This window comes from Kitasatospora sp. NPDC053308 (assembly GCF_055585785.1).
Map to the genome: position 1 here is coordinate 1 of NZ_JBVJJY010000034.1, position 11,590 is coordinate 11,590.

Sequence of the window (11,590 nt, forward strand, 5' to 3'; positions counted from 1 at the left end):
TCTCCGCCCCACCCCCACCTCCTCCCCCGGCCCTCCCCCCCCCGCCCCCACCCCCCTCTGCTCTGGGGCGCCTTCCCCCCCCCCCCCCCCCCACGCCGATTGCCCGGAAGACACCCGGAATGCCGGCTCGGCAAAGCCCGGCTCTCGCATGCGGGGAGATCCGCACGAACTGTCCGCCATGCGGGGGTTCCGGGCACCACCGGGCACACAACCCGACCACACACCAGCGACCGGGCCGTGCACAGGAAGTCGGCCCGGCCGACTTTCCGCTCGGGCGCCCGCGCCCGCCGGGTGCGGCCGCGCGACGTCTGCGCGTGTAGACCCCCGGCTCCGGCCGCCCGAGCCGACCGCCGCCTGCCCGACACGGGAAGTCCATCCGGTCGAGTTGCTGCCGGGCACGCCGAGCCGCCACCGTGGGGTCTACGCGAGTAGAGGCTGGTCGGCGGATAGGCCGCGCCGCCACGGTCGGGCGTAGGAAGTCGGCCAGATCGACTTCCGGTGTGCACCGCTTGCGGCCCGCACACTCCCGATCGGCCCTCGGAGAAGCCGGCGTACCGCCCAGCGCCAGCGCGCCCCCAGCGCAGGACATCAGCCAGGCCGACTTCCTACGCGCACCAGTCGGCGCACTTCCGGATCTACGCGCATAGAAACGGCGCCACGCGGACCGCGCCCGGGGCCCATGCGCAGGAAGTCGACCCGATCGACTTCTGACGCACAGCAAGCCGACACCCACCCGCGCCACCGATCAACGCAAACGCCCAGCTCCGAAACCCCAAGCGCGAGAAGTCGATCGAGCCGACTTCCAGGGCGCAACCGGCCCCGCGAGGCGAATCTATGCGCGTAGATACATCAGTCGGGCGCCCCTCCGTGCGGACAGTCGACCCCGTCGACGTTCCCTGCGCGGCAAAGCCCACAGGGGCAGCACGGACCCGGGGCTGGCACCAGAAGTCGACCGGGCCGACTTCCCCTGCACGCCGAGTGACACCGGCTAGCCTGCACAGCCGGACTCGCAACTGCCGAGCCCTCCCCCGGCGCCGCCAGACGCCGGAAGACACAGGAAGTCGACCGCGTCGACTTCCTGTGCGCGCCGAGCGCGGCCCCTCCATCTACGCGAGTAGAAGCACGGACCCCCCTGGCCGCCCGCTGCCCCTGCGCGCAGGAAGTCGGCCGACTCGACTTTCCGTACACGAGGAGACTGGCACGCCCCAGCATCTACGCGAGTAGACCCCCTTGGCCTTCCGCAGCGCAGCGCCGAGCTAGCCCGACATACCGGCCGAACAGGGACGCACGGGAACGGCACACGACGGGCGCAGGGACGGCACGGGGACGAGGTCCGGAGACAATCCGAACGGGCCGGGAGAGAACCCGCCCGAGCCCAGGAACTCGGCCGACTCGACTTTCCGCACAGGGGGAGACTGGCACGCCCCAGCATCTACGCAAGTAGACCCCCTTGGCCTTCCGCAGCGCAGCGCCGAGCTAGCCCGACATACCGGCCGAACAGGGACGCACGGGAACGGCACACGACGGACGCAGGGACGGCACGGGGACGAGGTCCGGAGACAATCCGAACGGGCCGGGAGAGAACCCGCCCGAGCCCAGGAAGTCGGCCGACTCGACTTTCCGCACAGGGGGAGACTGGCACGCCCCAGCATCTACGCAAGTAGACCCCCTTGGCCTTCCGCAGCGCAGCACCGAGCTAGCCCGACATACCGGCCGAACAGGGACGCACGGGAACGGCACACGACGGGCGCAGGGACGGCACGGGGACGAGGTCCGGAGACAATCCGAACGGGCCGGGAGAGAACCCGCCCGAGCCCAGGAAGTCGGCCGGGTCGACTTCCTGGACCGTCGGGGTTGCCCCGGGCTGGTTTTTCGGTGCGGGGAATCGGGCAGCGGGCCCTCGGCTTCGCGCGGGATTTATTGGTCACGCCGGGAAATCGCGAGGGAACCCGCTCCCGGGAATCGGGATTCGGCGTGGACGCAGCGGGGCTCTTCATCGCCGACCAAGATTTCCGGTCGGCCCTGCCGGGCTCAGGGGATGAGGGTGGCCAGTGCGTTCCCCTGCGGGTAGAGGGCGGCGGCCGGGGGGAGCGCGGCGGGCGCGCCGGCGTGGAGGACGGTGAGGGTGCCGCCCCCCGTGCGAGTGGGGTCGCTGACGCGGCGCAGGGCCTGGGCGGCGACGGCGTCGGCGGAGCCGTGCAGGACGAGCGCCGGGGAGGCGGTCGGGGCGACGGCGGCGCGGATGCGCTCCTCCACGAGCTCGTAGTGGGTGCAGCCGAGCACCACCACGTCGGTGCCGGCGGGCGTACGGGCGGCGGCGTCGGCGATGGCCGCCGTGATGGCTTCGTCGTTCCCGTGTTCGACGGCGTCCGCGAGGCCCGGGCAGGCGACCTCCGTGACGTCCGCCGTCCCGCCGAACTCGCGGATCAGCCCGCGCTGGTAGGCGCTGCCCGTGGTGGCCGGGGTGGCCCAGATGGCGACCCGCCCGCCCCGCGCGGCGGCGGGCTTGATGGCCGGGACGGTGCCGATCACGGGCAGCCCCGGCTCCAGCTCGGCGCGCAGGGCGGCGAGGGCGTGGACGGAGGCCGTGTTGCAGGCGATCACCAGGGCGTCGGGTTCGAGCGCTGCCGCGGCCCGGGCGCAGCCGCGGGCCAGCTCGATGATCTCATCGGGCGTGTGCGGCCCCCAGGGCATCGAGGCCGGGTCGGAGGACAGCACCAGGTCTGCGTCCGGGCGCAGCTTCCGGAGGGCGGCGGCGGCGGCCAGCAGGCCGATTCCGGAGTCCATCAGTGCGATCTTCACGGGTCAAGACTTTAGTCGATCCACCCGGTCGGGCCCGTTCTGCGGCAGACTGCCGGGGTGACCGTCCTGCTGTGGATCGCCGCGTTCTCCCTGCTGGTCTGGCTCTGGCTGGCGTGCTGCCACGGCCTGTTCTGGCGCACCGACGTGCGGCTGCCGCCGCGTCGTCCGCCGGTCCGCTGGCCGCAGGCGGTGATCGTGGTACCGGCCCGGGACGAGGCGTCGGTGCTGCCGGTGAGCCTGCCGACGCTGCTGGCGCAGAAGTACCCGGGGCGGGCGCGGGTCATCCTGGTGGACGACCACAGCTCGGACGGTACCGGTGCGCTGGCGGCGGAGCTGCGGACGCTCGGCGGGCTGGAGCTGACGGTGACCACCCCTCCCCCGTTGCCGCCCGGCTGGACGGGGAAGCTGTGGGCGCTGCGGCACGGGGTGGAGCTGGCCGGTCCGGACGTCGAGTACCTGCTGCTGACGGACGCGGACATCGCCCACGGCCCGGACTCGCTCGCGGAGTTGGTGGCGGCGGCCGAGACCAACGGCCTGGACCTGGTGTCGCAGATGGCCCGGCTGCGGGTGGAGACCGGCTGGGAGCGTCTGATCGTCCCGGCCTTCGTGTACTTCTTCGCCCAGCTGTACCCGTTCCGCCGGAGCAACCGTCCGGGTGCCCGGACGGCGGCCGCCGCGGGCGGCTGCTCGCTCGTGCGGCGCGAGGCCTTGGAGCGGGCGGGCGGGGTGGCGGCGATCCGCGGTGCGGTGATCGACGACGTGTCGCTGGCCCGCGCGGTGAAGTCCACCGGCGGCCGGATCTGGCTGGGCCTGGCCGGGGAGGTGGACAGTGTCCGCCCGTACCCGCGGCTGGAGCAGCTGTGGCGGATGGTGTCGCGCAGCGCGTACGCCCAGCTCAGGCACTCGCCGGCGTTGTTGCTGGGAACGGTCGTGGGGCTGGCGCTGGTGTACCTGGTGCCGCCGGTGGCGACGGTGGCGGGGCTGGTCGCGGGGGCGCCGACGGTGGCGGCGGTCGGCGGGGCGGCGTGGGCCCTGATGGCGGGCACGTACCTGCCGATGGTCCGGTACTACGGCCGGCCGCCCGCGGCCGTGCTGCTGCTGCCGTTCACGGCGGGGATGTACCTGCTGATGACGGTCGACTCGGCGGTGCAGCACTGGCGCGGGCGGGGCGCGGCGTGGAAGGGCCGGACCTACTCGCGGGCGTGACCTCCGGACCCGCCGACGAACGGCGTCGCGTTCCGCTCGCGGACCGGGGTGATTCCCGGGCGCCGCGCACCGATCGGCTCCATACTGCTCGGATGGACCGTCAGCAGATCTCCCGCCTCGCCCACGCCCACCACCCGATCGCGGCACCGCTGGCGGACGCGTCGGTGGCCCGCCTGCTGGACCGCGCGACCGCCGGGCGGGAGAACGGCCGGGCCCTGGACCTCGGTTGCGGCGAGGGTGCCTGGGTGATCCGGATGCTGGCCGCACGCCCGGGGTGGCAGGCGGTGGGGGTGGACCTGGACGCCGGGGCACTGGCCCGCGCCCGGCAGACCGCGACCGCGCTCGGCGTCGAGCGCCGGATCGGCCTGCACCACCGGGACGCACGGGAGTTCAGCGCGAAGGAGCCCTTCGACCTGGTGCTGTGCGTCGGTTCCACCCACGCCTTCGGCGGGTTGCTCCCGACGCTCGCGGCGGCCCGCGAACTCCTGGCGCCGGGGGGCCGGTTGCTGGTCGGCGACGGGTTCTGGCAGCGCGAGCCGTCCCCGGCCGCCCTGGACGGCCTGGGCGCGGCGCGGGAGGAGTTCGCGGATCTGGCGACCACCACCGACCGGGTCCTCGCGGACGGCTGGACGCCGGTGTACGGCTACGTCAGCACCGAACAGGAATGGGACGACTACGAGTTCGCCTGGACGGGCTCGGTGGCCGAGTGGGCACTGGACCACCCGGACCACCCGGACGCGGCCGACGCACGGGAGGCCGCGGACCGGCACCGTACGGAGTGGCTGCACGGCTACCGGGGAACGCTCGGCTTCGTCACCTACCTGCTGCGCCGCGACTGAACGGACTCCGCGACCGGCGCGGTTCCCCGGCGGCCCGTGGCCGCTGCGCCGAGGCGCCCTCGACCGGGAGGCGAGCGGAGGACGACATCGCCCGGGAGTCCGGCCACTTCTGCGTGCTACTTCTGCGTGCGTGCGAGGAAGTCGTCGATCAGCGGCGCGATTTCGGGCAGCTTCTCCTCCAACGCGAAGTGCCCGGTGTCGAACACGTGCAGCTCGGCCGCAGGCAGGTCGCGCAGGTAGGCACGGGCGCCGGCTTCGGTGAAGAAGGGGTCGTTGCGCCCCCAGACGATCAGCGTGGGCGGCTGGTCGGCGCGCAGCCACGCCTGCCAGGCGGGATAGAGCTCGACGTTGGAGAAGTAGTCCAGGGCCAGTTCGACCTGGATGTCCTTGCGGCCGGGCAGGTCCAGGACGTGCTGGTCGAGCGTCCAGCCGTCGGGGGCGACCAGGCTCGGGTCGCCGGTGCCGCCTTCGTACTGGCTGCGGGTGATCTCCAGGGTGAGGATCGCGCGGGCGGCCTGCTCGGCGCCGGGTACGCCGCGCCGGTGGGCGATGAACTCCTTGGCCTGCTCGGAGAGCCCCTCCTCGTAGGCGTTGCCGTTCTGGACCACCAGGCCGGTGATCCACTCCGGGCGGCGGGTGGCCAAGCGCAGCCCGACCGGGGCGCCGAAGTCGAAGACGTACAGCGCGAAACGGTCCAGCCGGAGTGCGAGGCAGAAGCCCTCGATCACGTCGGCGAGGGTGTCGAAGCGGTACGTGAAGGCGTCGGGTGCGGGGCTGTCGCTGTGGCCGAAGCCGGGGTAGTCGGGGGCTATCAGGCGGTACCGGGTGCCGAGCGCGTCGAGCAGCCGGGCGTACTGGTGCGAGGCGGAGGGGAAGCCGTGCAGCAGCAGGAGGACGGGGGCATCGGCCGGCCCGGTCTCGCGGTAGAAGATGCGCAGCCCGTCGACGTCGACGTGGCGGTGATGGACGCGCGGGATCGTCAGCTCGCTCATGCTAACCATTAAACAGCATCCGAACGGTTAGGCAAGGGTCGCGTGCGCGCCCACCGGCCCGAGTAAGCGGACGAACTGACGCTCCGTCGCCGATGGCCCTCGGGGGGAATCAGCCCCTCTTCGCCTGCTCCTGCTGCACCAGCTGGTCCAGCACCCCGGGCATCGCCTCGACGCCGCCGGCCTTCGAGGGCGAAGTCCGGTACTCGCCCTGGACGATGACCATCGGCAGCTCGTTGACGCCGTAGCGGACGAACGCGGCGGCGGCGTCCTCGACCGACTTCTGAACCTCGGCGGAACGGTAGGCCTGGCGGAAGCGTTGGCCGTCGACGCCCTGGCGGACGGCCCAATCCGTCGAGGAGGCTTCGGTGGTGAGGTCGACACCCTCGTTGCGGACCGCGCGGAAGGCGCTGATCTGCAGCCGGTCGACCAGGCCGAGGCGTTCCAGCGTGTAGTACATGCGGGCGTGGCCGCGCTGCGCCGACTCGTCCTGGCTGCCCGGCCAGATCGCCGGGACGCGCCGCAGCGAGACGTCCTCGCGGTGCTTCTCCGCCCAGGCCTGCAGCGGCTTCTCGAACGACTGGGAGTGGCTGCAGGAGTACCAGAAGAACTCGACCGCCTCCGTCCGAGCGCTCACGCGCACCGGTTGCGGATGGCCGAGCTTGACGAACTGGCCTCCCTCAGCAGGGGTTTGGTGGGTCGCCGCGTCGGCCTGGAGAGGGGACACGACGATTCCGGCGGCGACGGCGAGCAGGATGGTGGACCGCAGCAGCGACTTCGAGTTCACATCGGGCAGTGTGCTGGCGGTTCCTTGTTACCGGCGAGTCGATGGGCGGCGTCGTGCCGGGATTCGTCCTAACGGCGCAGCTCGACCACGACGGGTTGACCTGCGGTCGATGCGGCGGTGCCGGCCGTCGCTCCACGGCGCCGACGGCCGACTCCACGGCGCCGGTTGTCCCCTCCACGGCGCCGGCTGTGCCTTCCGCGGCGCCGGCAGCGGCCAGCACGCCGACTCCGGCGGTCAGCCGGCCGGCGCCGCGCCCGCCGTCCACACCTCGGCCACCAGCCGCTGCCAGGCGTCCACCACCGCGCCCAGTTCGAAGTGCTCCAGTGCGTGCGCCCGGGCCGCCGCGCCGAGACCCGCGCGGTTCACCGCCAGCACCTTGCCCAGCGCCTCGGCGAGCGCGAGCGGGTCCCCCGGGGCGACCAGCGCACCGGTGGCACCGTCCCGGACCACCTCGCGCACCCAGCCCACGTCGGTCGCGACGGCGGGCACACCGGCCAGCGCCGCCTCGATCAGCGCGCCGGGCACGCCCTCGCTGTCGCTGGTGAGCAGCAGGGCGTCGGCGGCGCGGTAGAGCGGCGCCGGATCGGGCAGGGGGCCGAGGAAGTGGGCGCGGGCGGCGGCCGGATGGCGGGCCAGCGTCTCGCGCAGCGGCCCGTCCCCGGCGACGGCGAGGCGGACGTCCGGCAGGCGGTCGAGCACGTCCAGGGCGAGGTCCAGCCGCTTCTCGGGGGCTATCGCGCCGATCCACGCGACCAGCAGGACGTCCGCCGGCAGGCCCAGCGCGTGCCGCGCGGCGCGCCGGTCGTCCCGGCCGTCGGCGGGCGGATAGCTCTCGGCCGCACGGGAGTTGGGGATCACACGCACCTTCCCCGCGGGCAGCGCGAACTGCTCCTCCAGGACGGCGCGCGCCTCGTCGGTGAGCGTGGTGACGGCGGCGGCCCTGTGCATCAGCGCACTGCCGCGCGCACGGCGCAGCCGGTTGGCCGTCCAGTAGCGCGGGTGGCCCACGGAGACGTAGACGAAGGGGGTGCGGGTGCCGGCCAGCGCGAGTGCGCAGGCGGCCAGGGTGTCCGAGCCGTGCGCCAGCACGACGTCGGCGGCGCGCGCGGTGGCGCGCAGCGCCCGCAGGGTGCTCGGGCGCAGTCGGCCGGGGCCGAGGACGGCGGCGGTGCGCAGACCGGCGGCGTCGGCCCGCGGGGCGGAGGCACCGGTGGGCGGGATCGCGGCGGCGGGCCGGCCCGCGGCGGACGCGCCTGTGCCGGCGGGCGGGCCTCCGGCGGCAGGGCAGTCGCCGGGGCCGGACTCCCCTGCCCCGGCCCGGTCGGCGGGGTGCGGGGCGAGCGCGCACAGCGCGGAGGACTGGCCCCGGCGGCCCAGCTCCCGGTGGAGGTCACGGGCGAAGTTCTGGGCGCCGCCGCGGCGTGCGTCACTGATCAGGTGCAGGACACGCGGACGGGTTCCGGCCGGATCGGCCGACATACGGTCGGACATGGACCGACCTTGGCACAGCGCTCCGCCCGGGACAGCCCCTTCGCGCAACCTGGTGGTGGTCCATCCGCCCGCGCGTGTACACCCGGTGTGCGCCACAGAGCCGCCGCCGTGCGCCGGTTGCGACCGCCGTGCGCCCCGTCTCGCCCCGCGCCGCGCCCCGGTTCGCGCTGGTCGGGCCGGACGCGGGGTGCGCCGGGGGCGACGGATGCGCAAGGGTTGCGCACGGGTGCGCACGGGTGCGCACGGGCCCGAGGGGCGCGGCGGGTGCGTGGGACACCGGGGCCCGTCCGACGTCAAATCGCGGGTCAATCGGTCGAGTTGTCCGAGCCGGCCGACCACCGATAGGCCCGTACGCGGAGCGCCCGCGCGCCGCCCGGCCCGGCACGGCGGGGCCCGGCCGTGGTTACGCGAATCGGGTGAACGCGGTTGGACCTCGACCCGGACCGATCGGCAGGATGTCCGGCCGGGGCGCCGCCGTGCTGCCCCATCTCCCCCTCCCCCGTACGGATTTGGAGTCGCCCGGTGTTCAAGGGATTCCGCAGCTTCCTGCTGCGCGGCAACGTGGTGGACCTCGCGGTCGGCATCGTGATCGGCGCGGCCTTCACCGCCGTGGTCACCGGGTTCGTCAGCGCCTTCCTGACCCCCCTGGTGGGGGTCGCGTCCGGCGCGGTCGGCGACTTCACCCAGAAGACCTTCGAGGTGGGCGGCACCAGCTTCCCGTACGGCCTCTTCGTCAACGCGCTGATCGGCTTCGTGCTGACCGCGGCCGTCATCTACTTCGCCGTGGTGGTACCGGTCGGCAAGCTGCAGGCGCGCTTCGAATCGGCCGAGCCCGCGCCGGTCGCGAAGGTGGACTGCCCCGAGTGCCTGAGCTCCATCCCGGCCGCCGCGACCCGCTGCTCGTTCTGCACGTCGGAGGTCGGCAAGCCGGGGCTGCCCGCCCAGGCGCAGGCGCTGCAGTCGCACTGACCCCGCGCGGGCGCGGCGTCGGCCCGGGTCTCGGTCTCGGTCTCGGTCTCGGTCTCGGTCTCGGTCTCGGTCTCGGTCTCGGTCTCGGTCTCGGTCTCGGTCTCGGTCCCGGTCCCGGTCCCGGTCCTCGCGCCTGCCGCTGCCACCGCTGCGCTCTCGGCCCGTGCCGCGGTCTCGGCGCCATCTCCGAGCAGCTGATCAGGGCGCTGACGGGACCTTTATTCCCGAAACATTCACGATCCCCCGCCGCAGCCCCGGCGGGGGCTCGAATGCGCCAGCGCACGCCCCGTCCGCAAAAGTTTCTCCGCAGGGTCCCCGCCCGTCCACCGCCCGGTCACCGCAAGGCCGTCCCGGTCCTCAGTGCGGCCGCTGTTCGATCACTGACGGGCCACCAAGGTTGTCCGGAACTGGACTCCGTTTTGTCCGTTCTTCCTACTTTCGAAACCTTTGCGCGAGCGAAGACTGTGTAAACACTCGAACTGCTCCCCCTCCCGCTCTCCTCAGCAGGCGCATTGTGGGCTTACCGTATGCCCCATGACCTCGCCCCGCTCCTACGACGGAGTCGGCTACCCCTCTCCGTCCTTCTCCTCCGGCACGCCGATTTACGACAGCCTCGTGGCTGAGCGCGGCGTCCCGCAGATCGCACCCATCAACGTGCCGGCCGCCCTGCCGCCGGCGCTGTCGTCCGGGTACGGACCAGGCCTCGGCCAGTCCTACGACAACCGGTACGGCAACGGGTACGAAAGTGCCGGCAGCAACCTCCCCGCGCTGCCGCCCGCCCGCCTCGCCCTGGGCCCCGGCCCGAGCAGCGGCCCCTCCGCAGGCCCCGCCACCGCGTACATCCCGGCGCAGCCCGCGCCGGCGTACGCCACCACCCAGCCGCCGGTCCCCGGCTACGGCGCCCCCCAGCCGTACCAGCGACCGCAGCCCGCCGCCCCGGCCTTCACCCAGACCGCCAGCGGTGGCTACCAACCGACCGGCGGTCAGAGCTTCGGCGGCCAGAACACCTTCATCGGCGGCCAGGCCGGCCAGCAGCCCTTCGGCGCCCAACCGGCCGGCGGCCCCGGTGGTTTCGGCCAGGGCCAGCCCGGCGGTCCGCAGGGCTTCGGCGGCCCGCAGTCCTTCGGCGGTCCGGCCTCGGGCGGCCCCGGCTTCCAGGGCCAGGGCGGCGACCAGTCCTTCGGCGGCGGCCAACTGCGCCCGGCCATGTCGCCGGTCGCGCCGGTCCGCCCGATGCAGCCGCAGCGGCCCGGCCCCTACGGCGAGCCCCAGCACGGTTCCTTCGCCACCAATGGACAGGGCGGCTACCAGCCGCAGGGCCAGGGCTACTGAACCGCTGACACCCCGAGGCCGTCCCCCCACACGGCCCGCACCCGCACCACCTGAGCACCACCCGGCGGCCCCCGAACGCCGGGCGAACGGAGAAACGGGTCATCCACGGACCGCCCGGAACGCCCCCACGGCGTCCCGGGCGGTCCGTGCGCATTCAGCGAGTCGTCGCCGGCGAAGCCTCGGAAGCCTGCCGAATCCGCCGGCCCGACGGCCGTCGTCCAGCCGCCGCCCAGGGGGCCATCGCGACGGCGGAACGCCGGCTGGCAGGATGGGGGAATGCAGCTCACCGGACTCCACGTCTACCCCGTCAAGTCCATGTACCGCCTGAACCCGGACAGCGCCGTCGTCCACCCCTGGGGCCTGGCCGGAGACCGACGCTGGATGCTCGCCGATCCGACCGGACGGTTCGTCAGCCAGCGGGAGAACGCCGCCCTCGGACAGGTCCGACCCGAACTCCGGCCGGACGGCACCCTCGCGCTGACCGCCCCCGACGGCTCCCGGATCGAGGTACCGGCCCCCGCCGTCACGGCCGGCGACCCGATCGCCGAGGTCGAGGTCTGGGGCACCCGCTTCCACGCCGCCGAGGCCGCCAAGGAAGCGCACCTGTGGATCGCCGAACACCTCGGCGACTACCGGCTGATCCACCTCGACGACCCGCGGGCCCGACCCGTCGACCCCGAGTACGGCGAGCCCGGCGACACCGTCTCGATGGCCGACGGCTTCCCCCTGCTGCTCACCACCACCGCCTCCCTGGACCGGCTCAACGACCTGATCGCCGCCGACCACCCCGAGGAGCACACGCCGCTGCCGATGGAGCGCTTCCGCCCCAACGTGGTGGTCACCGGCTCCGAGCCCTGGGCCGAGGACGGCTGGCGCCGGATCCGGATCGGCGGACTCACCTTCAAGGTCGTCAAGCCCTGCGGGCGTTGCGTCGTCACCACCACCGACCAGGAGACCGGCGAGCGGCGCGGCAAGGAACCGCTGCGCACCCTGGCCCGGCACCACCGGCTGCTGCGCAAGGCCGCCTTCGGACAGAACCTGATCCCCGAGCGGCCGGCCGGCGTCGAGGGCGACGTGCTCGGCACGCTGCGCCTGGGCGACGACGTCGAGGTGCTGGAGGACGGGGCGCACTGGCCGGTCGACGGGCGCTGATCGCCGGACGCGCGCGCAGGCCG

At 73.8% G+C, this 11,590-nt stretch carries 9 protein-coding genes; 5 read left to right on the top strand and 4 right to left on the bottom strand.

Annotation, left to right across the window (positions count from 1 at the left end):
- Positions 1 to 2,031: 2,031 nt before the first annotated feature.
- Positions 2,032 to 2,802, bottom strand: coding sequence for a glutamate racemase (locus ACZ6Y7_RS36445; protein WP_465762263.1), 771 nt, complete (start codon positions 2,800 to 2,802; stop codon positions 2,032 to 2,034).
- A gap of 57 nt (positions 2,803 to 2,859) precedes the next feature.
- Here ACZ6Y7_RS36445 and ACZ6Y7_RS36450 point away from each other — a divergent pair, with 57 nt between their 5' ends.
- On the top strand, positions 2,860 to 4,008 hold the full coding sequence (locus ACZ6Y7_RS36450; RefSeq protein ID WP_465762264.1) for a glycosyltransferase: 1,149 nt from the start codon (positions 2,860 to 2,862) through the stop codon (positions 4,006 to 4,008).
- A 92-nt stretch (positions 4,009 to 4,100) separates the two neighbouring features.
- Entirely contained in the window at positions 4,101 to 4,847 is a 747-nt protein-coding gene (locus ACZ6Y7_RS36455) for an SAM-dependent methyltransferase (protein ID WP_465762265.1), read from the top strand.
- 116 nt (positions 4,848 to 4,963) lie between these two features.
- Here ACZ6Y7_RS36455 and ACZ6Y7_RS36460 read toward each other — a convergent pair whose 3' ends face one another.
- From ACZ6Y7_RS36460 to ACZ6Y7_RS36470, 3 genes are all read right to left on the bottom strand, one after another.
- A complete protein-coding gene (locus ACZ6Y7_RS36460) occupies positions 4,964 to 5,839 on the bottom strand; it encodes an alpha/beta fold hydrolase (protein ID WP_465762266.1) in 876 nt (291 codons plus the stop codon).
- A 109-nt stretch (positions 5,840 to 5,948) separates the two neighbouring features.
- Entirely contained in the window at positions 5,949 to 6,623 is a 675-nt protein-coding gene (locus ACZ6Y7_RS36465) for a thiol:disulfide interchange protein DsbA/DsbL (protein ID WP_465762267.1), read from the bottom strand.
- A gap of 234 nt (positions 6,624 to 6,857) precedes the next feature.
- Positions 6,858 to 8,114: a glycosyltransferase gene (locus tag ACZ6Y7_RS36470; protein WP_465762268.1), complete on the bottom strand. Its 1,257-nt coding sequence runs from the start codon at positions 8,112 to 8,114 to the stop codon at positions 6,858 to 6,860.
- Between the two features lie 522 nt (positions 8,115 to 8,636).
- On the opposite strand from ACZ6Y7_RS36470, the gene mscL reads away from it, so the two are divergent.
- From mscL to ACZ6Y7_RS36485, 3 genes are all read left to right on the top strand, one after another.
- On the top strand, positions 8,637 to 9,083 hold the full coding sequence (mscL, locus tag ACZ6Y7_RS36475; protein WP_465762269.1) for a large conductance mechanosensitive channel protein MscL: 447 nt from the start codon (positions 8,637 to 8,639) through the stop codon (positions 9,081 to 9,083).
- A 534-nt stretch (positions 9,084 to 9,617) separates the two neighbouring features.
- Positions 9,618 to 10,415 carry a DUF6643 family protein gene (locus ACZ6Y7_RS36480; protein WP_465762270.1) on the top strand — a complete coding sequence of 266 codons (798 nt, stop codon included), beginning with the start codon at positions 9,618 to 9,620 and terminating at the stop codon, positions 10,413 to 10,415.
- 276 nt (positions 10,416 to 10,691) lie between these two features.
- Positions 10,692 to 11,567 (top strand): MOSC domain-containing protein, encoded by an 876-nt coding sequence (locus ACZ6Y7_RS36485; protein ID WP_465762271.1) that lies wholly within the window; start codon positions 10,692 to 10,694, stop codon positions 11,565 to 11,567.
- The last annotated feature ends 23 nt before the right edge of the window (positions 11,568 to 11,590 follow it).

What these genes read in the sequence shown, in the direction of transcription:
- ACZ6Y7_RS36455 (WP_465762265.1), top strand. Translation starts at nt 4,101, where the DNA reads ATGGACCGTCAGCAGATCTCCCGCCTCGCCCACGCCCACCACCCGATC.
- ACZ6Y7_RS36470 (WP_465762268.1), bottom strand. Translation starts at nt 8,114, where the DNA reads ATGTCCGACCGTATGTCGGCCGATCCGGCCGGAACCCGTCCGCGTGTC.
- ACZ6Y7_RS36460 (WP_465762266.1), bottom strand. Translation starts at nt 5,839, where the DNA reads ATGAGCGAGCTGACGATCCCGCGCGTCCATCACCGCCACGTCGACGTC.
- ACZ6Y7_RS36485 (WP_465762271.1), top strand. Translation starts at nt 10,692, where the DNA reads ATGCAGCTCACCGGACTCCACGTCTACCCCGTCAAGTCCATGTACCGC.
- ACZ6Y7_RS36480 (WP_465762270.1), top strand. Translation starts at nt 9,618, where the DNA reads ATGACCTCGCCCCGCTCCTACGACGGAGTCGGCTACCCCTCTCCGTCC.